The sequence below is a fragment of the Niallia sp. genome, assembly GCF_031978665.1.
GTDB lineage: Bacteria > Bacillota > Bacilli > Bacillales > Cytobacillaceae > Niallia.
Genome location: NZ_DALZDK010000031.1, coordinates 46,160 through 67,058 on the forward strand (window position 1 = coordinate 46,160; position 20,899 = coordinate 67,058).

The 20,899-nt window shown below is 36.1% G+C and carries 18 protein-coding genes; 3 read left to right on the top strand and 15 right to left on the bottom strand.

Annotated elements, in window-relative coordinates:
• Positions 1-97 precede the first annotated feature (97 nt).
• The 4 genes from RTL21_RS16675 to RTL21_RS16690 form a co-directional block, all read right to left on the bottom strand.
• On the bottom strand, positions 98-1,033 hold the full coding sequence (locus RTL21_RS16675; protein WP_312097411.1) for a nuclease-related domain-containing protein: 936 nt from the start codon (positions 1,031-1,033) through the stop codon (positions 98-100).
• Between the two features lie 39 nt (positions 1,034-1,072).
• Positions 1,073-2,068 carry an acrylyl-CoA reductase family protein gene (locus RTL21_RS16680; RefSeq protein WP_312097412.1) on the bottom strand — a complete coding sequence of 332 codons (996 nt, stop codon included), beginning with the start codon at positions 2,066-2,068 and terminating at the stop codon, positions 1,073-1,075.
• Positions 2,069-2,175: 107 nt separating this feature from the next.
• Positions 2,176-2,988: a MurR/RpiR family transcriptional regulator gene (locus RTL21_RS16685; RefSeq protein ID WP_312097413.1), complete on the bottom strand. Its 813-nt coding sequence runs from the start codon at positions 2,986-2,988 to the stop codon at positions 2,176-2,178.
• A 35-nt stretch (positions 2,989-3,023) separates the two neighbouring features.
• Positions 3,024-3,620 carry a DEAD/DEAH box helicase family protein gene (locus RTL21_RS16690; protein WP_312097415.1) on the bottom strand — a complete coding sequence of 199 codons (597 nt, stop codon included), beginning with the start codon at positions 3,618-3,620 and terminating at the stop codon, positions 3,024-3,026.
• Positions 3,621-3,812: 192 nt separating this feature from the next.
• On the opposite strand from RTL21_RS16690, the gene RTL21_RS16695 reads away from it, so the two are divergent.
• Complete coding sequence (locus RTL21_RS16695; protein WP_312097442.1) at positions 3,813-4,901, top strand: iron-containing alcohol dehydrogenase family protein; 1,089 nt, start codon at positions 3,813-3,815, stop codon at positions 4,899-4,901.
• 31 nt (positions 4,902-4,932) lie between these two features.
• On the opposite strand, the gene RTL21_RS16700 is transcribed toward RTL21_RS16695, so the two are convergent.
• Together RTL21_RS16700 and ric are read right to left on the bottom strand one after the other, a co-directional pair.
• Positions 4,933-5,796 (bottom strand): NAD(P)-dependent oxidoreductase, encoded by an 864-nt coding sequence (locus RTL21_RS16700; protein WP_312097417.1) that lies wholly within the window; start codon positions 5,794-5,796, stop codon positions 4,933-4,935.
• A gap of 154 nt (positions 5,797-5,950) precedes the next feature.
• Positions 5,951-6,640 (bottom strand): iron-sulfur cluster repair di-iron protein, encoded by a 690-nt coding sequence (gene ric, locus RTL21_RS16705; protein WP_312097419.1) that lies wholly within the window; start codon positions 6,638-6,640, stop codon positions 5,951-5,953.
• Between the two features lie 154 nt (positions 6,641-6,794).
• Between ric and RTL21_RS16710 the strand changes: the two genes are divergently transcribed.
• On the top strand, positions 6,795-7,502 hold the full coding sequence (locus RTL21_RS16710) for a Crp/Fnr family transcriptional regulator (RefSeq protein WP_312097421.1): 708 nt from the start codon (positions 6,795-6,797) through the stop codon (positions 7,500-7,502).
• A gap of 207 nt (positions 7,503-7,709) precedes the next feature.
• Here the strand turns inward: RTL21_RS16710 and RTL21_RS16715 are convergent, their stop codons facing one another.
• The 8 genes from RTL21_RS16715 to RTL21_RS16750 form a co-directional block, all read right to left on the bottom strand.
• On the bottom strand, positions 7,710-9,191 hold the full coding sequence (locus tag RTL21_RS16715) for a glycosyltransferase family 2 protein (protein WP_312097444.1): 1,482 nt from the start codon (positions 9,189-9,191) through the stop codon (positions 7,710-7,712).
• A gap of 454 nt (positions 9,192-9,645) precedes the next feature.
• Positions 9,646-10,875, bottom strand: a complete 1,230-nt coding sequence (locus RTL21_RS16720) for a Zn-dependent hydrolase (RefSeq protein ID WP_312097422.1) — start codon at positions 10,873-10,875, stop codon at positions 9,646-9,648.
• A gap of 17 nt (positions 10,876-10,892) precedes the next feature.
• Positions 10,893-11,135, bottom strand: coding sequence for a hypothetical protein (locus RTL21_RS16725; RefSeq protein WP_312097423.1), 243 nt, complete (start codon positions 11,133-11,135; stop codon positions 10,893-10,895).
• Between the two features lie 19 nt (positions 11,136-11,154).
• Positions 11,155-12,630 (bottom strand): NCS1 family transporter, encoded by a 1,476-nt coding sequence (locus RTL21_RS16730; protein ID WP_312097425.1) that lies wholly within the window; start codon positions 12,628-12,630, stop codon positions 11,155-11,157.
• A 51-nt stretch (positions 12,631-12,681) separates the two neighbouring features.
• The gene (gene hydA, locus RTL21_RS16735; RefSeq protein WP_312097427.1) at positions 12,682-14,100 is read right to left on the bottom strand and encodes a dihydropyrimidinase; all 1,419 of its coding nucleotides are present in this window, start codon (positions 14,098-14,100) and stop codon (positions 12,682-12,684) included.
• 57 nt (positions 14,101-14,157) lie between these two features.
• On the bottom strand, positions 14,158-15,444 hold the full coding sequence (gene preA / locus RTL21_RS16740) for an NAD-dependent dihydropyrimidine dehydrogenase subunit PreA (protein ID WP_312097429.1): 1,287 nt from the start codon (positions 15,442-15,444) through the stop codon (positions 14,158-14,160).
• 15 nt (positions 15,445-15,459) lie between these two features.
• The gene (locus RTL21_RS16745) at positions 15,460-16,833 is read right to left on the bottom strand and encodes an NAD(P)-dependent oxidoreductase (RefSeq protein WP_312097431.1); all 1,374 of its coding nucleotides are present in this window, start codon (positions 16,831-16,833) and stop codon (positions 15,460-15,462) included.
• A 391-nt stretch (positions 16,834-17,224) separates the two neighbouring features.
• Positions 17,225-18,586: an aspartate aminotransferase family protein gene (locus RTL21_RS16750; RefSeq protein ID WP_312097433.1), complete on the bottom strand. Its 1,362-nt coding sequence runs from the start codon at positions 18,584-18,586 to the stop codon at positions 17,225-17,227.
• A 187-nt stretch (positions 18,587-18,773) separates the two neighbouring features.
• Between RTL21_RS16750 and RTL21_RS16755 the strand changes: the two genes are divergently transcribed.
• Positions 18,774-20,408: a PucR family transcriptional regulator gene (locus RTL21_RS16755; RefSeq protein WP_312097435.1), complete on the top strand. Its 1,635-nt coding sequence runs from the start codon at positions 18,774-18,776 to the stop codon at positions 20,406-20,408.
• 36 nt (positions 20,409-20,444) lie between these two features.
• On the opposite strand, the gene RTL21_RS16760 is transcribed toward RTL21_RS16755, so the two are convergent.
• On the bottom strand, positions 20,445-20,618 hold the full coding sequence (locus tag RTL21_RS16760) for a hypothetical protein (RefSeq protein ID WP_312097436.1): 174 nt from the start codon (positions 20,616-20,618) through the stop codon (positions 20,445-20,447).
• Positions 20,619-20,899 lie beyond the last annotated feature (281 nt).

Consider the following 20,899-nt stretch of genomic DNA (forward strand, 5'->3'; position numbering starts at 1 on the left):
ACGCGCTCTCTGTTACCTTTTCCTCTGCGATTTTCTGCTCGCGGGCTTAGAGACGCGCTCTCTGTTACCATTACTAACATCTATAATTCTTTCAAAACTATTCAAAGTAACTCCAACGATTCGCCCCTGCTATCTTATACTGAGTTTCTAATATTCTTCGAATTCTTTTTTTTGAATGAATGATTCTACACCAATCATATAGTAGAGATGTTGTTATTTTTTCACTTGGAAAAAGTAACTTAAGTTCTTCCACATTGCGTAATACCACTGTTTCGACTGATTCTTGATACCCGCATTTTTCGCATACCACATTCATTCCTGCTTCTATTACTTCGAATGAATTACATGCCTTGCAGTAAATACCTTTCTTTAATTCTTTATATTCATATGGTGGTAATTTTGAAAAAGGGGATTTGGTGATATGCAAGGCTGTTAATTTTTCAGCCAGTTGCTTCTGATACTTATTTAGCTTTGAGGAATGAGGATTTATTCTTTTTAAATATTGCTGGATTTGTGTTGGAAAAATAAATGGTAAAGATAGAGGTGCTTGATAGAGGGTAAACTCAGGATTAATAAAGACAACAGAGGACGTGATTGTTTTATTTTCCCATCCATGTTTTTGCAGTAATTGTTGAAATAGTGTTTCATTTCTTCTTATTTGATTGATTGGATTACTGATTTCTTTATGATTGATCGTATAGATGCGATCGTTTTGATAGTAATAATCTCCTTCATAATTCTTTATTTCAAATAGATGAATTTCTTCTGTTGTGATAATAGTGGAGTCAATCTGAAAAGTGCTATTATTCGTTTGAAGTAATAAATCATTGATGATATAACAGTCCACTAAAAGATTTTCCGTTATTCTATCAAACGCTCGTTCTCCTTCCATTCCTTTTAGTAGATTAACTAAATACTGCTTCTCATTTGAACTAAGTTCCAACCGTAGACTCAATGATTGTAAAACGAGGATTTCTGTTGAGGCAGTCCGAGGTTTATAGAGCATACTTATTTGTTTCATCCTTTCTATCATTTATAGAGGCTATTCCATAGGAACAGCCTCATCTATTTTTTATTCAACAGCAACAATGATTCTTCCTGTAATTCCGCCTTTTAAAATGGTAGGTAGCTCTTCAGGCAGCTGCTGTAAAGAAACTTCTTTGTGTATAAAAGAAGTAAGGTCTTCTGGCTTTAGATCGGTTGCAATTCTTTCCCATAGCTTTTGTCTAATTTCCATTGGACAATAAACAGAGTCGATTCCAAGAAGGTTCACTCCTCGTAGGATAAATGGAAATACACTTGTCGGTACTGCTCCTCCACCTGTCAATCCACTTACTGCGACAGAGCCACCGTATGTTATTTTACTAATAATTGCAGCCAATGATTCCCCACCGACAGGATCAACTGCTCCTGCCCATAATTGCTTGTCCAATGCCTTTACCTTGCCGTTATACACTTCATCTCTTCCGATGACACTTGATGCTCCGATGCTTGTTAAATAGTCCGCGGCCTCTTTCTTTCCAGAACTTGCAACGACGTCAAAACCTAATTTAGAAAGCATCGCTACACCGAAGCTGCCTACACCACCAGTAGCACCTGTAACCAATACTGGACCATTCTCTTTCTTCACGCCATTATCCTGTAAACGTTGTATAGAAAGAGCCGCCGTAAAGCCTGCTGTCCCAATAATCATCGCTTCTTTCAGACTTAATCCTGCTGGTAGCGGAACAATCCACTCTGCCGGTACACGTGCATATTCACTATATCCTCCAGAATGAGATACACCAATTTCATAGCTAGTAGCAATGACAGGATCCCCTTCTTTAAAACGGCTATCTTCTGATGAAACCACAATACCTGCCAAATCAATACCTGGAATATGTGGAAAGGAGCGCACAATTTTTCCATCCGGCGTACTAGCAAGTCCATCTTTGTAATTTACTCCAGAATAATGAACTTTTATCACTACCTCACCAGACGATAAATCTTCTAAAACTACACGCTTTGTTTCTACTGTAAAATTTCCATCTTTATTATCAACGACTACTGCTCGAAAATCTTTTTCCATTATTATGTCACCTCGTACTCATAGTACCAATTAAAAAATAGTAGGTCAAAGCAAAGAAATTACCCTATTATTATAGTGATAACACAGAATTCTCTAACATCATGAAATTAATTTATGCTCGTAATCGGGTAAAGCTTTTGATAAAATGCAATTGCAAAATCAAAAAAGTACATAAGATCAAATCGCTCTGAGGAGAAACCTGTTCGATCATATGTTTTTCCATGGAGACGATATACCATATCAGCTGAGTCTATAAATGGCACCTTTTCATTATGAGTAATAATAATTATTTTTGCTTTACTCTTTTGAATGGATTGAACTAACTCCTTATTTCCTTCTATAAACCTTCCAGAAGGACTTGTAATAATAGCAACAGATTGTTCGTCTAATTCTGCTATTTCCTCCATTTGCTCTTGTATATCTGAAAAAGCATGAACAAATTTTCCATACTTTACTAAGCGATACTGAAAGTCTTGAGCCATTGCTTGTGATAATTGGGTTCCAAAAAAGGAAACCTTCTTAGAATGATGGATAATGTCTAAAATTTTTCTCACATTCGCAAAATCCATACCTTTTTCCATCGTCTCAAGCCATTCTACCATTTTTTGATAAAATTGCTTTTGAAGCTCTGCACCAACTTCATTCCCTTGTAATCCCTGATCAATATATTCATCCACTGAATTTTCTAGCCTGTCATTTTTAGCAATATCTTTAAATTCTTGAAAAGAGGCGTAGCCAATTTTCTTACAGAATCTCGTAATGGCGGCAGGAGATGTGTAGCAGGATTCTGCCAAAATGCTGATATTCATATTAGCAATACGATGTACATCCTTTAATAGAGCTAGTGCAATGAAATAATTTGTATCTTTTGTTTTGGAATTATTTATAAAATCTAATAAACGAAAAATAATATCTTTCAATGTGTACCACCATAATTCATCTTATTTATTTATCTTTACTTAAAAAAGCTAATCTCCTTAAGCTTAATCAAGAATCGATCCATTCTTTTTCTAAATAGATTTCTTTCATCTTCTCTCAGTTTTAAGCCTGTTACCTGTGCAATTTTATCTAGTACTTCCTCTACAGTTAAATCATCTGTAAATATATGTTCTTTAAATAAAGGTCTTTTTAGTTGCTTTAATCTAGCTTCTGCTTGCTTATATGCCCAGGAATCTTCACCTTCTAATCTGCTACGTAACCGTTTTTTAATCGTAGTTTTTGATGCCATAAGTGTAACATGCTTAACAATAATTTGATCATTCTGTAATCGAGAAATAATATCATGAAAGTATTCTTCATTCGTAATTGTCATCGGTACTACAATGATTCCATCATAATGGATGGCAATTTGTTTTAATAATAAATAGTTTGTCTCTCTCCAAATAGGAAAATCTTGAAAATCATCCTTTTGTAAAGACATCGGAATATTTTTCATTAACACATATCCAAATCTTTCTGGATCAAAAACAAATGCTTTATCTACTCTTTTCTCTAACTCATAGGCTGTAGTAGTTTTCCCTGATCCAAATGTTCCATTAATCCAAATAATCATAGGATTCCCCCAAAAAGATTATACTTCTCTTTACTATAACAAATTTATAAAGCATTCTTTTCATTACTTGATTCTAAACGTTTGATTTTTTTGAAAAAAACACCTACTTTTCGTTTCCCGAAAGTTGTATAATTTTTAGAATAATAGAATTTATTCATTTTAGATAACTGTAAGGAGGAAAATATAATGCAAATCCAGCCAGAGGATATCGTCAGAAGTGGCCCTAATCAATATATTTGCAAAGAAGGAATTCTAAAGGATTTAGATAGTTTACTGTCCCCTTTTCAATCTCCTACAATCATAACAGGCTATAAGTCTTTTCAAGCTTTTTCTCAGTATATCGATTCCATTCCTACCGACTGGCAAATTATTCAGCATGCAGGCTATAGTTCCCAACAAGCAGTAGATCAAATTTCCCAATCCTGTACAGCTGCTGATGTAATCATCGGAATTGGTGGTGGCATTATTTTAGATACGGCTAAAGCTATCGCAGATAAATTGAAAATGGAGGTTATTTTAATTCCAACCGTTGCTGGAACCTGTGCGGCAAGTACTCCATTAAGCGTGATTTATTCGCCAGAAGGTGTATTTGAAAGAGTAGCCTATCATCGTCGCTCCAGCTATTTAACATTAGTTGATCCGTCCTTTTTAATTCATGCACCGATTGATTATTTAAAAAGTGGCATTGGCGATACATTAACAAAGTGGTATGAAGCAGAAGCGATTATTCGCAATGCGAATGATGATCGATCACAATCTTTATTTGTACAAGCAGCATTAAACCAGTCTGTTTTCATACGCGATATATTGCTAAATGAAAGCATTGAAGCAGTACAAAACAGTGAAGCAGGTATTGTTACACCAAGCTTTACAAAAACGATTGAAGCAGTCATCACCTTAGCTGGCACAGTAGGTGGTTTTGGTGGGCGCTATGGCAGAATGTCTGGCTCACATGCCATTCATAACGGCCTAAGCTTTATCGAAGAAACACATACGATTCTTCATGGTCAAAAGGTTGCATACGGCATTTTAGTACAGCTTGCCTTAGAAAATCGTATAGATGAAATCGTAGCATTATTGTCCTATTATCAGCAGCTTGATTTTCCTACCAATTTAGCTGATTTAAATATTGTCGACAATCAAACAGAAGCTCTGCAAAAGATTGCTGTGCATGCTGTTAATCCCAAGGAATCTCTTCAGCTAATGGGAACGTATTCTGCGGATGAAGTCATTGCGGCAATGAATATACTTGAAAGTCTCACTAGTATGAAACAAGTGTAAAACTTGTAAAGGAGATGAATCTAACACCGCATTAAAGCGATGTTGATCCATCTCCTTTTAACTCTTTCAAAACAGCCATTACATCTAATTCTCCAAGCCCATTTTCAAGTGCAGACTGATAAGTTTTATTTGCAGATGCTCCAATTTCCTGCAATTTTACCGTTTCACTTGCTAACCGTAAATCTTTTGCCATATGCTTCAAGGCAAACGCTGCTGGAAATTCATTATTTAAAATAGACGATGTTTTCATTTTGGATATAGCTGTTCCAACCGCACTTTCGTTAATAATGGTTAACATGTCCTCTTGTTTAATTCCTTGTTTTTCCGCAAAAAGGACGGATTCAGCAATTCCTTGTACAGTGATTCCTAATAAAAGGTTAATCGCTAGCTTAGCATTGCTGCCAGCTCCAGAATTACCGAGATAAATAGATAGCTTGCTCATTGGTTCAAATACAGATTTCACCTGTTCATACACGTCTTCATCTCCGCCAACTAAAACGAGTAATTTTCCTTCCTTTGCTGGCTGAACACTTCCTGAAACAGGAGCATCAAGATATTTCACGCCATTTTCTAACGCAGTGTTGTATATTAATTGAGACGTTTGTGGGGAAACAGTACTCATATCAATAAATATTTTTCCTGCTTCTGCATGTGATAAAATTCCGTTTTCAAGATAAACACTTTTCACGGCATTATCATCAGATACCATTGTAAAGATTAGGTCACTTTTCTCTACTAATTCTGTTAATGATTGGGCCCTTTTTCCACCAAGCTCAATCAGTTCTTCCCCTTTATTAGGAGTGCGATTATAAAACGTTAATTCATAGCCAGCCTTCACTAAATTTATGGCCATTGGAACACCCATATTTCCTAATCCTATCCAACCTATTTTCATGCACACATCCCGTCCTTTCCATCCAATATTCATACACATTTTACCATAATGCATATAATAATACGTATCGAAAGGACATCTCCTATGATAAAAAAGCCTATTTTTTTAATAGGCTCCATTCTCTTTAAGTCTTCTCTATTCTACTACCAGTCCTTTATAATCTTCTAAATAAAACATTATTCTCTAGATGAATATGATCAAATGTTAAGCTTTCCAACTCTTCTAATTTTAAATACGTTAACCGATACGTATTACATGCATCCATAGGCAGTTCATAATCATTCGTCGCTTGACGAATTTTCTTCAGTATGTCGCCTGCTCCTTCATGCTCTTTTTCTAAAATATTTATTTCTGCTCTCGCTTCTTCAAGAGTTTCTAGTGAATTATTCAAGTCATATTCCATAACCTTTGGAAAAATTCGTTGTTCTTCTCCAAGCAAATGTTGTTCTAATTCATCTTTTAATAAGAAAAATTGGGTATATACTTCTTTCAAATGAGAGTCTCTTTCCCCATGCACACGGTATACTTTACTCACAAATGCAGATAATTCTTCTAGTAAATCCCTTGTTTTTGCATGATAATGATGAATGATATGGTTCACTAAATCTGTTAGCGGCATAGTCATCCAGTCAATTTCTTCCGTTGTCTGCATTTGCTCATACATAATATTGAGAACTTTTATTAAATCCTTATCCTCCAATTGTTGTGATTTAATTACTTCACCAATTGGACGATTTCCTCCACAGCAAAAATCAATTTTATATTCTTTAAATAGCTTACTGGCAGCTGGAAATTGAATAATAATATCACCTGTTTTTGTATCCTCTGTAAAAACAGAATTCATTTTGAACACTCTCCTTTAGTAGAATAGCTTTAGTATAGGAGAAAAAATGGATGTAAAATAGGATTGAAATCACAAATCAATCCTTGTTATAATTTAATCAGATATCCATGCTATTAAATGTGAAAAAATACACAAACTTTATTGAGGTGTTTATATGCTACGACTTGAAACAGATCCATGTCCAAAGCGTGTGCCAATTTTCCATTCCTTATCTGAAATTGAAATTCAAAAAATAACTTCCTTTGTATACCATAAGCTATATAAAAAAGGAGAAGTAATTATCGAGGAAGGGGAAAAATCAACATCCCTTTTTATTATTCATAGTGGAAAAATAAAACTATCCAAATTAACAATTCATGGAAAGGAACAAATTGTCCATCTGTTAACCGCAGGAGATTTCTTCGGAGAACAAAATCTCTTTCATGAAGATACGGTCATGAACATAAGCGCCTATGCATTAGAAGATACAAAGATATGTTTATTAAAGAAACAGGATTTTGATCAAATTATGGCAAATAATCCAGGCATCTCTATCAAACTCTTAAAAACAATTACAAAGCGCTTATCCCATACAGAGGATTTAGCGAGAACGTTAGCAACGAAGGACCCGGAAGTTAGAATCGCCGATATGCTACTAGAATTTTGTGAGATATTTGGAACAGAAAAACAAAATACTATTCTTATTAATCTTCCGATTACAAGAGAAGAAATCTCTAGCTATGTAGGTCTTACAAGAGAAACAATTAGCCGCAAACTTGCAAAGTTTGTGGATAAAGGAATTCTATCGTTAATCGGAAACAAGCAAATTCTTATCAAAGATAAAGGGAAACTTCAATTAATGGGGGATACTATCCCTTATTGATCAGTTGTTTAATCAATCGGCTTATAACCAGTAACTATTCCCTGCTTAGATCTCGTCTTTCATCCTACTAATTAGGTGGGGAACTTATTGCTAAAGAAATGCCAATAAAATTTATAGATAAAAGAGAGAGGAATCCACTTATTTTTTCGATAAAATGCAAAATAAAAACGCTTAGATAAATTATCCAAACGTTTTATTGTTTTAGAGTTAAGCTGTATGTCTCCCGCGCAATGTCCAAATTTGATGAGCCATCATTAATGATTTTAAAATTGTTAAGTAAGTCAATGTTATCCAACCACCCATTAAATAAGGACTAATTGATTGTTGAACTGCTTCACTAGTTAAATAACCGCGATAGTGGAAGCATACATACCCGATAATTAAAACGGCTATCGTTCCAAGCAACATTCCTTGGGCTAATTTACTGCGCGTTTTTCCTGACTCTGCAGCATATTGATTTGCCCACCCATCTTTCTTATTAGAAGACAGTTTTTGCAGCCATACTTGACTAAATGTCATTAAATTTACCCATAAATAAATTTCTGGAGCGATTAGTAGTGCTGCAAAAATGACATCTATTGTCCGGTGCATCGGAGTTTTGATGGCAAGTATGGTATTAAGGATAGATGCTAATACAATCGGAGTTAGCCAAATCCAGGACCAATAAAATTGATCTGTCGCTAGTGCTACACTCAATAAAACAACAAAGAGTACCCGTATTACTAAATCTGATAATGACTTCAGCTGGTTTCGCCAAATTTTCCCCTTATGCCTTGTTTGAATGCTTAAATCTTTATTTGTGAGCAATTCAACTGTCCCTGAATTCCACTTATTTCGTTGTTCTCTAAAGGTATGATAAGAACGCATTGCATCTACAAAGCAGCGTCCCTTTGGACTAATAAGCGTTTTCCACCCAGATTTCTGCAATTGCCAAGTAAGCAGCATATCTTCTACATCACTATCATTTTGCCATGGTCCATCCAATTTATTATGGTTTACTACTTCTTGCAATGCTTCTGGTCGAAATAATGTTGCTTGGCCTCCAAGCACATAGGTACTACCACCATGATATTGCAGATCTAACAGCCAGCTTGCCATATCTTGTTTTTGCTGATGTGTCCACCATCTACTAATTGGTCCACCATACTCACCACTTGCTATCTTTTCTTCATAATAGACATCATGTTTGCTTAATAAGCTCTTCTTTTTCGGCATACGCATTGTATACTTAGCCATTACTCCACCAATGTTACGGCCACTCATCAACCCTTCCCAAAGATATTTTAAACAGTTAGGAGCTAAACGACTGTCCGCATCCATCCCAAGAATCGCTTTAATACTTTGTTTATATAATTCTTGTGATTCCGTTAACTGTATATGATAGAAATCCATAATATCTCCATATAATAATTTCCATCCACTATTTAAAGCGCCAACCTTACGAAGTTTATTTCCTTCTGTAACAATTACTTTTAGATTTAAGCCAAATTCTTCCCCTGCCTTTATTGCTTTTTCCTCGGTACGATCCGTGCAATTATCTGCGATTACATACACATCTAATTCAACGCCTTTTGGAAGCAATTGATCATTTAGCCCAGCTAAACAATCTCTTATCGACTTTTCTTCGTTATGAGCAGGAATTAATGCTACAATTCTTGGTTTCATATACGATTTTTTCACACCAGGCATGCTAAAAAAAGATATACTTCCTTTTTCCTCTTCCACTACTAATGTCAATGAATCCACCAACTTTCATTTTCTTCATAATGCCATGTTAGACTTCATCAAGTTTTCTTACAAATAAAACGTTCTTAAAAGAGAACGAATTGACAAAAGAGAAAAATATTAAGTCTTTAATTATATTCAACAGATTCGTTCTTATTTAAGAACATTTTATCATTATAGTTGCCCAGAGTCAATTAATCCTTTTCAATTTTCTAACTATTCTCGTTTCTTTTATAGAACAAACTGCTTTCTAGTTACGAGGAAAACACTTCAAAATAATAACATTCACCTATCCTGCATATCTCCCGCTTATTGAAGCCTTCTTTTATTTCCAAAAATAGAAGCTAGCCCAATATTTAGCCAGCCTCCATTAAAACTTTCAATATTTCAATTCTCCTCGATCTTCTTTTAACATTAATTACTTCCCCAAACTTAATACCGTTTCTAACAAAACATTTACTCCCTTCTCACAATCCTCCCATGGGGTGAGTTCCTCCTCACAGTGACTTTTCCCATTGATACTTGGTACAAAAATCATGGCCGTAGGGACAATGCTTGCCATAAATTGTGCATCATGTCCTGCTCCGCTCGCCATTGTCTTATAGGAGTAGCCTAAGGATTTTACCGATTTCTCTATATGATCTAATATCGTTTCATCAAACCAGACGGTATTTCTATCCCATAGCTTTATCGCTGCCATGCTACAGCCTTCTAGCTCAACAGTAGTATCTAAAGCATGAATTACACTTTCCACCTGTTTTATAATAAGTGGATCCTTATGTCGTGCCTCTAATGTAAAAACCACTTTGTTTGGGATGACAGTATGAATATTAGGATAAGTATTCATTCTGCCTATTGTAAAAACTAATTCATGATCCAATCCTCCAAGCTTCTTTCGAATTGCTGCTATCACATTATTAGCGGAAAAAAGGGCATCCGTTCTCATAGACATAGGTGTCGTGCCAGCATGATTCGATTCGCCACTTACCGTTATTTCATAACAAACCATTCCAACAACGCATTCGACAATGCCAATCGTTACATTCTCTGCTTCTAGAACAGGACCTTGCTCAATATGCATTTCCAGTAATGCTGTAGCTTCTTTTAGACGATTGCCACTATCCCCATCATAGCCGACCGATTTTAATGCCTGTTCAAAAGTAATTCCATTTTCATCCTTTTTTTGCAGCATTAATTCTTTTTCAAACTTTCCCGTGATAACCCCAGAAGCCATCATTGAGGGTTCAAACCTTGCCCCTTCCTCATTTGTGAAATTAACAAGCATTAAAGGAATCGTTGGTTTGATATTATTGTCTACAATCGTTCCAATTACCTCAAGACCTGCAGCAACTCCAAAGACTCCATCAAATCGACCACCCTTTTTAACAGAATCTAAATGAGATCCCATTACAATCGGCGGTTTCTCCATTTCCCCTTCTAAGAGTGCATACATATTTCCCATATCATCAATCTTTACACTCATCCCTAGTTCTTCACAGCAGCTTCGAAAAAAATTTCTGGCATCCTGATCTTCTTTTGACAAAGCAAGTCGTGTGACTCCATTATTTTCTGTACGTCCAAAGTCAGCAAATTTTTCTAATGAAGCTTTTAAACGTTCTCCATTCACTAATAGCTTTTGTCCCTCCACTATTTATCCACTCCTTTTTAACTATTTGAAGAATGCTGCATTTTTAATTGTTCTAGTAACAGAACGGAAAAATATTTTCTCCCATCAGCAGTATGGATTCGTAGCATTTGTTTCTCTATTAGACTATTACTCCTATCAAGTTTTTCTAATTGAATAATTGCACCATTTAAGTCTTCTGTTATATTTTTTATTCGATACCCGTCCGATATAAAATAATCTATTTGATCACGCTCATGTAGGAATTGCTGATAGTCGGACATCTAATTCCTCCTTTTTAAACTAAACTCTTTCCACAATCGCATCATCTAGCTTTGAAACTTCCTCTTCTGCTGCATCAATATACCAATCATGACTTACTGTAATTCCTAAATATTTTTCATCACTCGGATCCTCTATTTCTGCTTGTGGATATTTTTTAAACCACCAATATTTTGCTAAGACATAATAAAGTCCTGATCCTACAACAAAACCAACAATAGAAGAATAAGAAGAAAGAAGGTTTGCAATCACTCCACCGACAATCCAAGCAATGAACCCTGCCAGATTTATTCCTTTCATATAACGGAATTGGCCATTTGGTTCATATAAATCGATGACATTTACCCTTCTTTTTCTTAAAAGATAGTAATCTGCAAATAAAATTCCAACAATCGAGGTTAAAATTCCACCGATGACAAGCAAGGCACTATTTAAAACTTCAAACAAGCTCCATGGCTGTGCAATTACACCTATAATTCCCGCAATTACTACGCCAACCCAAAACGGCATCTTCGGTCCACCAACATTTGAAAAAATAGTAGCTGCTGGTATAACATTAGCCGATGTATTTGTAGACCATTGAGCAAGAACAATCATTAACAATAAGATTCCTAATGCAAAACCACTTGCTGCTTCTTGCAATGCGACTACTGGATCCGCGTTTGAAACAGCCATATACGAAACTGCGCCAATGATAATCATAAACGTATTTACAATCGGCATGACCACAATGCTTCCTAGTAGCTGTGTTCTATTTCTTTTAAACCAATTTCTCTCTTCCTTTGGTGCTTTAAAAAATCGAGAAAGAGAAGGCATATCGGCAGCTAGTGTTGCCCAAAAACCCATATTGCTCATAACAATTACCATAAATGCTGTAAAAGCAGCTCCCCCTGTTACAGGACTTTCCACCCAAGTCCATATATCCTTTCCATTTGCAATAGCTTTATCAGACAAAGCTACATACATCCAGCAGGAAATTAGAATAATAATAGGTGCTGCCAAATCAGCAAATCGTTCAATCGATTTTATGCCCAATGAAGTATTTAATAATTGCAAACCAGCAAAAAGAAAGAAGCATAAAAGCCAATTGTTAAAACCAAATAATAAATTTAAAATGGCGTTAATGGCAGTCGAACCAAAATACGTATTTATCCCAAACCAACAGGCCGCTGTAACTCCCCTTACAATAGAAGGAATGTGTGTACCAATTGTTCCAAATGGTGCCCTCATATAAACAGGGAAAGATAATCCATGCTCTACTCCTATATCGCCAATAATGGTCATTAATATCCCAATTGCTACCGAACCGAGGAGCGTTGCTAGAATGACTAAACCTAAAGGAAGGTTTACAATCCCTCCCCCGCCGATTGCAAATGCCGCAAGCACAATCGCCATCCCTACCCAAATAACAGCAAAGCCAAATGGTCCAATATTTCGTTTCTCATGACTAATCGGCAATAAATCAGGAGATTTTAAATAATTACTTTTTTGAGACATATAAGCACCTTCCTTTTTTATTCAGAATATTAAGACTTCTAAAATCGTACATTATTTCGTTGTTAGCGATTTACTTTTCAACGCTATTTCTTCTCCATACTTTGCACGTTTTAAATATTGACCATTTCCTGCTTTCCCTACAAATACTTTATCCTTTATTACAAATTCTCCTTTGGATAGTACGGTGATTGGTTCTCCTATTATCTCCATTCCTTCAAATGGATTATAATCCACTGCCATATGATGTGTTTCAGCAGAGATTGTTCTTTCTACTTCTGGATCAAACAAGACGATATCAGCATCTGTGCCAATCGCAATCGTTCCTTTTTTCGGATATAATCCAAATAGCTTTGCAGCACGAGTAGAAGTTATCTCTACAAATTGATTTAGGCTGATTCTCCCCTTTTTAACTCCCTCTGAAAATAAGATACTCATTCTATCTTCGATAATTGGTCCACCATTCGGAATCTTTGAAAAATCACCTTTTCCTAAATCCTTTTGCCCTTTAAAATCAAACGAGCATTGATCCGATCCTAACGTTTGCAGCTGACCTGTTTTTAATGCATTCCATAGTACTTCTTGATTCCACGCTTCTCTTAATGGAGGAGACCAGACATACTTTGCTCCTTCAAAGTTAGGCTTTTCCAAATAGGATTGGTCTAGCACTAAATATTGAGGGCATGTTTCTCCCCAAATATCTACACCTTTTTTTCTTGCTTCTTCTAATTGTTTAACTGCTTCCGCGCAAGAAACATGAACAACATAAAGCTGTGAGTTGGCTAGCTGTGTTAATGTTGCAGCTCTTCCTGTTGCTTCCCCCTCTGCCTCTGGTGGTCTTGTTAATGCATGGTAAATCGGATCCGTATTTCCTTCTGCCAAAGCTTTTTTTACCAAATAATCAATTACATCTCCATTTTCAGCATGAACCATGACTAATGCACCTAATTCCTTTGCTGCTACTAACGTTTTAAACAATGTCTCATCGTCGGCTTGAAATTGATTCTTGTAAGCCATAAAAACTTTTAAGGAGGTAATGCCTTCTTCCGTTATCATTTCTGGCAATTCTGCTAATACCTGATCTGTAACTTCTACTATTTGCAAATGAAATCCATAATCAATCACTGCTTTTTCATCAGCTTTGGCATGCCAAGTATCGACTGCGCTTTTTAAACTATTTCCTTTCATAGTCAAACAAAAATCAATGATGGAAGTCGTGCCTCCAAACGCAGCAGCCATTGTCCCTGTTTCAAAATCATCTTTTGTCATCGTACCGCCAAACGGCATATCTAAATGAGTGTGTGGGTCAATCCCTCCTGGTAAAACATACATTCCTTTTGCATCAATGATTTCTGCCTGAAGATCCGTTAAGTTCTCTGCAATTTGGGTTACTACTCCATTTTCGATTGCAATATCTGCATAGTACGTATCACTAGCAGTTACAACACAACCATTTTTTATTATTTTTTTCATTTTCATACCTCCAGTTAATTTTTTACTTTCTTACATAACCTTTTTAACTGTAGAAATTTACTTATTTCCTATCCCTAATACATTCGGAAATGCTCCAATTACTGCTTGACGTTCATTCCATGTCATAGCTGGCATTCCATTAGCCACCTCTATCATTTCAATTGCTCCATCAACTGGACAGACAATTGAACATAGATTGCAGCCTACACAATCCTCCTCCCTTACCTTTAAATAGCTTTTTCCATTACTATCCTTTAGCATATCAATGCATTGATGACTTGTATCTTCACAAGCGATATGACATTTATTACAATTGATGCAAACGTCCTTATTGATTTGGGCAACAATTTGATAATTTAAATCTAAGTCTCCCCAGTCCGAATATTTCGGTACTGATCTTCCTACTAACTCCATAACGGAAGAAATCTGTTTATCATCTAAGTAATTATTCAATCCATCAATCATATCTTCTACAATTCGGAAGCCATGGTGCATAGCAGCTGTACATATTTGAACATTTGTGGCTCCCATTAACATAAACTCTACGACATTTTGCCAATTGGAGATTCCGCCAATTCCTGAGATAGGAATATTAATTAGCGGATTTCTTGCACATTCTCCTACCATATGTAAAGCAATTGGTTTAACAGCTGGACCACAATAGCCGCCATGTGCTCCTTTTCCAGCAACATGAGGAATCGTATCCCATGTATCAATATCTACTCCAGCAAGACTATTAATCGTATTAATCATACTAATGGAATCGGCTCCTCCATTCACTGCTGCTTCTGCAGTGGCGGTGATATCCGTTATATTAGGGGTTAATTTTACGATGACAGGTGTTTGTGCTACTTCCTTTACCCAATAAGTCTGTTTTTCGACTAGTTCCGGTACTTGCCCAGATGCAGATCCCATTCCTCTTTCTGCCATCCCATGTGGACAACCAAAATTAAGCTCTAAGCCATCAACGCCTGCTGCCTCTGCCTTCTTAACAATTTCATGCCACTTTTCCTGCTTCGGTTCCACCATTAGGGATGCAACTATCGCATGGTTCGGAAATCTTTTCTTCGTTTCATATATTTCCTTTAAATTTAAATCTAACGGCCGATCGGTAATTAATTCGATATTATTAAATCCTGCAACTCTTTGTCCATTAAAGCTTACAGCTGCAAACCTAGAGGATACATTTAAAATCGGCTCTCCCAGTGTTTTCCATACAGCACCTCCCCATCCTGCCTCAAAGGCACGCTGCACTTGATAACCAGAATTCGTCGGTGGAGCAGAAGCTAGCCAAAAAGGATTTGGTGATTGAATACCTGCTAAATTAACACGTAAGTCTGCCATTCTATTCCTCCTTTATTATGCGGTTTCCATCTGGCTCGAAAGCAAAGATTGATGAATTCGATAGGCACTTTCCTTCCCTTGCTGTGCCGCTGATACAACCATGGCCTCGCCTTGCCCTTTTCCAAAAATAACATCACCACATGCAAATACCTTACTATTACTTGTTTGATACGTCGTAGAATGAATTTTTACAATTCCTTGATCATGCTCTACTCCGAATTGCTCGATTAATTCAATATATCTGGTTTGCCCAATGGCCTTAATTACAGCATCTACTTCCAAAATAAACTCTGAATTTCCTATTTCAATTGGTCTTTTTCGACCATTTTCATCTGGTTCTCCAAGCATCATTTTGACACATTCTAAGCCGATGACCTCTCCCTTTTCATTCCCAATTATTTTTTTCGGTGCAGTAAGCCATCTAAATTCAACGCCATCCTGTTTGGCAAACTCATACTCAAAATCATATGCAGCCATTTCTGTTTGTGTCCGACGATATACAATTTTGACATTTTCAGCTCCTAAACGGATGGAACAAGTAGCCGCATCTATTGCCGTGTTCCCAGCGCCAATAACAGCAATCTTTTTTCCAATTAAATTTGTCGATAATGGCTTTGTCTTTGTTTCTTTAACAAACTCAATCGCATCATATACGCCTGTTAATTCTTCCCCTGAAATCCCTATATTAGGTACATTCGCCATTCCAATAGCAAGCAAAACAGAGTCATAGTTTTCAAGAATCTCTTGTACGGAAACATCCTCACCGACTCTTGTATTCGTTCGGATATCAACTTCTAAATTTCTCACTTGTTCTACTTCCCAATAAGAAACTTCTTTTGGAAGACGGAAGGAGACAATCCCATATGTATTTAAACCTCCCGCATTACTTTCTGCTTCAAAAACCGTTACTCTATATCCAAGTAACGCGAGTTCTCTTGCTGCTGAAAGTCCTGCTGGCCCACCGCCGACAATCGCGATGCTCTTATTCCTTTGCGGAACATTACGTTTAAAAAGTACCTGTTCATTTTTCATTGCCCAATCAGTTGCATATCGCTGAAGATTTCCAATCATAATTGGTTTTGTCGAGTAATTCAGCACACATGCTCCCTCACACAATTCCTCTGTCGGACAAACTCTTGAGCAACTTGCCCCGACAGGATTTGCTGACATAATAGTCTTCGCAGATCCTTTCAAGTTTCCCGAAGCAATTTTTTTAATAAAGCTAGGAATGTCAATACCAGTCGGACAGGCAGTAATACAAGGCGCATCATAACAATATAGACAGCGATTTGCTTCTTCTAATGCCTCCTGGTTAGATAATGCTGCTTCTACTTCAGAAAAATTAGACAGTAACTGTTCGTAAGAAAGCATACCTTTAGATTTGCTCATAAACGACCTCCTTCGAATTGGTTATAGCGAATGAAAAAAAATACAATGCGCTTATGTTCGAACGAAATGATTCTTTTACCGATCACTTCCTCAAACTGTGCCGGTCATGCTAAAAATGCTGTGCTTAGTCGAAGTACTTTATTGTATTTAAATGAATGTTTAATAAGTATGTTAGTGAAGAAAAAAGTAGATTAGTTGGTATTAATGTAAAACGACGGAGAATTCAACGATGATGTTAGTTTTCATAACATTTATAGGATAAGATTTTCCTATTATAATCTGATAGCCATATTTAGTAAATGGTTTTTATGGAAAATTAATAATATTCCATAAAAATCACCACTAAATATGTTAGATTTCCTTTCATAATAAATTTATAGATATTTAGATTCTAAACCAATTGATTATTTTGAAGAACCTTCATTAAGACAGAAACAATAAAGTTTAGATCATCTTCCGTTGAAGATAATGGAGGACTAAGTGTCAGAATATTATTATATCCATCAACTGTGTCACCATTTTTCCCAATAATCAGTCCTGCCTTTTTGCATTCTGTAATAATCTTAGCAATGTATTTATGCGAAACAGGCGACTTTGTTTGCTTATCTTCGACTAGCTCTATCCCTAAAACAAGCCCCAATCCTCTTATATCTCCCACATTTGGATGACTACTTAAATTAAATTTAAATTGCTCAAAAAGATACTTTCCACTGTTAGCAGATTTTTCTACTAAATTTTCCTTTTCTAATATTTCAAGATTTTTTAATGCAACAGCACAAGAAGATGGATTTCCACCAAATGTATTGATATGGCGAAAATGGACATTTTCTTCTGTTCCTTTAAACTTCGCAAATATTTCTTTTTTTACTGCTGTTACAGATAATGGTAAATAAGCACTGGTTAACCCTTTAGCCATCGTTACGATATCAGGTTTGATATTAAAATGTTGGTGTCCAAATTTTTTACCCGTTCTTCCAAACCCACAAATCACTTCATCTATGATAAGTAGGATTCCATATTTTTTACATAGCTCTTGTACCTTTTCCATATAAGCTTGATGCGGAATTAATACTCCGCCTCCTGTTATCAATGGCTCCATTATAATCCCTGCAATCGTCTCTTTTTGTTCCCAGATTATTTTTTTCTCCAATTCCTCGATCAACATAGAATGAAATGCCTCTACTGACATATCTTCTGGTTTTCGATAGGAATCTGGAGGGGATACATGGAGAAACCCACTGGCAAGTGGTTCATATTTATATTTTCGCAGTGCCTGTCCTGTCGCCGACAAAGCTCCCATTGAACTCCCATGATAAGCACGATGTCTGGATATAAATTTATAGCGACCATGCTCTCCATTTTGCTGATGATACTGACGAACTAATTTAAAGGCAACCTCATTCGCATCCGAACCGCTATTTGAATAGAAAATCATGTATTCTCCTTCTAGCCATTCATTGATTTTCTCTGCAAGCTTTATAGCGGGAATATGACTCTGTGTTAACGGCATATAGCATAACTCTTTCATTTGCTCATAAGCCGCTTTAGCCAATTCCTCTCTTCCATATCCGATATTGACACACCATAGCCCAGACATTCCATCCAAATAACGATTACCATTATGATCAATAATCCAAGAGCCCTCTCCCTTTACCGCGATCATTGCAGGGCTTTCTTCAACATATGGAGAAATATGATGCCAAACATTGCCTTGATCTTTTTCGATTAATGAATCTGTCTTTATTTTTTCCATGGAACCAGCTCCTTAAAAACAAGTTAAGTATCCTTACGTTTTAGATTGTTCTCAAAAGATAGGACAATTAATTGACGAGGCATGTTAACTAAGATACTATATAATTTACAGATTATTCTCACTATTTTCATTTTACATTTTGTCAAATATTTTAATTTTATATTTCACATTTAGGAGGGTATTGAAAATGGTGCTTGGAGAATTAACGGTTGAAGAAGCATTAAAAAGAAATACATTTCAGCATGCAAAAGTACTGACAGGTGTTAATGGATTAAATAGAATAATTAAATGGTGTCACATTTTAGAAGTGAAGGAGATCGATCTATTTATCAATGGAGGGGAATTAATCTTAACGACTGGAATTAGTTTATTAGACTCTGCTAACCAATGGAACTATATAGAAACATTGATAAAAAAACATGCTGCTGGATTATGCATTGAATTAGGTTCTTCCATTCGGGCAATTCCTAGCGATATTTTATCGTTAGCAGAAAAGAATAATTTCCCGATTATTATTTTTGAAAAAACGATAAGATTTATTGATATTACCCAAGATCTTCATTCTCTGTTAATTAACCGCCATCATCAAAATATGTTGGATTTGGACCGCCTATCTCAGAATTTCAATAAACTTTCATTACAGCCAAATGGAATTTTAAAAATCCTACAAGAACTATCTCTTTATTTCCATTGTCCCTGTTTTTTTATTGCCAGCAATGAAAAATACTATTATCCTACTAATCAAGGGGAAACAGAAGCAATCATTAGAGAATATATACATAATCATCTGAAGGAAACGAAAGCATTAACACCCTTTTATTTAAATAACAAATCGTATAGTTTGAATACAGTACAAGTATTCGATCAAATATGGGGCTATCTCCTTATAGAAAATAAACAATTTCCATCTCCAGAGCTCACCGCTCTTATTTTAGACCGAGCATCTATTGCACTTTCTCATATTCTCCTTCGCAATCGAACGACGGAAGAACGAAAGCAAAGCGACGAGGCAGAGCTTGTTCATTCACTCCTCAACATGGAAACATTGGAAAGTAATCAGCTTAAAAATATTTTACCTATGCACTTTTTTTCACATTCTTTCCGACTTATTTGCTGGCCACTACTGGAAGAAGAGCAAGGCGTCTCTAGAAAAGGCGAAGAATTTAGACTCTATCTCTTAATGTTATTACGACCATTTTTTAAGGAATTAGGATTCCATCCACTTATCTCCTACCGTCACCAAGAATTAATAGTAATTCTATTTATGCAGCCCCCAAAAATAGAATTAGTTAATTTGCAACAAATTACTGATAAATTAATAGAACTTACCGAAGCTTATTTCCCTTCACCAGCTTTTTTCGGAATTAGTTCTATCCATCATGAACCTATGAATGCAAAAATTGCCTATGAAGAGGCAAAGCAAATCGTCCTTTTAAAGCAAAAAGGATTAATTGATTGTCATACTTATGAGCAAATTGGCATCTATCATTTAGTACTTCCCTTATCAAAAACTAGCATAATAAAAGACTATATCTCTATTCATCTAGGAAAAGTAATGGAGTATGATCGATTGAATAATAGTGAGCTCCTAAAAACGCTCGCTATCTATTTAGAATGTAACGGTAATAAAAAAGAAACTTCAGAGCGATTATTTATCGTGCGTCAGACCCTTTATCACCGAATAGAGAAGCTCGAAAGAATACTAGGTAGCAACTTTATGCATTCGTCTAATCGACTAGCGATCGAAGTTGCCATAAAAGCTTTTTACTTAGACGAGAGGGCAATGCACTTTAAAGATCAACTATTGGCGGATGTAAAGTAATTCTTTTATTGGGATTTAGGTGATAATTTTTAGGCTTTAGCCGAGAAGCCTCGTGACTTCAGTCGTAAGATGAATCGGCTTCGGACAAGAGTTAGCTTCTGCTAACTCAATTGTCCGACATTCTCTTTCTTGGCTAAAAGCAAAGAAGACATATACTACTACTGCAAACAGTTGTGGTTTAATAATACAAACGGGTTGCTTGGAGCCCAAACAGTATCTCTAGCGTGATTTGAAGGGCAAGACATTGGTCTTGTTGTCCGCTGTAAACTCCAAAGATTTCAAGACCTTATAAGCCCGTGACTTCAGTCGTGGGTTGTTGACTTAGCGATTGGGAAAGCCGAATTTCGACTTTCCTTTTCTTTATGAACGCCACTTTGCCTCGACTGCCTGTGCTTTTTGGTTTTCATTATTATTTCCTGTTACCTTAACTATCAAAATAGGAGCATTCCTGTTAGAAGGATTTTCGGGGACTTGAACAAAAAAGAGCCCTC

What these genes read in the sequence shown, in the direction of transcription:
- RTL21_RS16675 (WP_312097411.1), bottom strand. Translation starts at nt 1,033, where the DNA reads ATGATAGAAAGGATGAAACAAATAAGTATGCTCTATAAACCTCGGACT.
- RTL21_RS16680 (WP_312097412.1), bottom strand. Translation starts at nt 2,068, where the DNA reads ATGGAAAAAGATTTTCGAGCAGTAGTCGTTGATAATAAAGATGGAAAT.
- RTL21_RS16690 (WP_312097415.1), bottom strand. Translation starts at nt 3,620, where the DNA reads ATGATTATTTGGATTAATGGAACATTTGGATCAGGGAAAACTACTACA.
- RTL21_RS16700 (WP_312097417.1), bottom strand. Translation starts at nt 5,796, where the DNA reads ATGAAAATAGGTTGGATAGGATTAGGAAATATGGGTGTTCCAATGGCC.
- ric (WP_312097419.1), bottom strand. Translation starts at nt 6,640, where the DNA reads ATGAATTCTGTTTTTACAGAGGATACAAAAACAGGTGATATTATTATT.
- RTL21_RS16710 (WP_312097421.1), top strand. Translation starts at nt 6,795, where the DNA reads ATGCTACGACTTGAAACAGATCCATGTCCAAAGCGTGTGCCAATTTTC.
- RTL21_RS16715 (WP_312097444.1), bottom strand. Translation starts at nt 9,191, where the DNA reads ATGCCTGGTGTGAAAAAATCGTATATGAAACCAAGAATTGTAGCATTA.
- RTL21_RS16725 (WP_312097423.1), bottom strand. Translation starts at nt 11,135, where the DNA reads ATGTCCGACTATCAGCAATTCCTACATGAGCGTGATCAAATAGATTAT.
- RTL21_RS16730 (WP_312097425.1), bottom strand. Translation starts at nt 12,630, where the DNA reads ATGTCTCAAAAAAGTAATTATTTAAAATCTCCTGATTTATTGCCGATT.
- hydA (WP_312097427.1), bottom strand. Translation starts at nt 14,100, where the DNA reads ATGAAAAAAATAATAAAAAATGGTTGTGTTGTAACTGCTAGTGATACG.
- preA (WP_312097429.1), bottom strand. Translation starts at nt 15,444, where the DNA reads ATGGCAGACTTACGTGTTAATTTAGCAGGTATTCAATCACCAAATCCT.
- RTL21_RS16745 (WP_312097431.1), bottom strand. Translation starts at nt 16,833, where the DNA reads ATGAGCAAATCTAAAGGTATGCTTTCTTACGAACAGTTACTGTCTAAT.
- RTL21_RS16750 (WP_312097433.1), bottom strand. Translation starts at nt 18,586, where the DNA reads ATGGAAAAAATAAAGACAGATTCATTAATCGAAAAAGATCAAGGCAAT.
- RTL21_RS16755 (WP_312097435.1), top strand. Translation starts at nt 18,774, where the DNA reads ATGGTGCTTGGAGAATTAACGGTTGAAGAAGCATTAAAAAGAAATACA.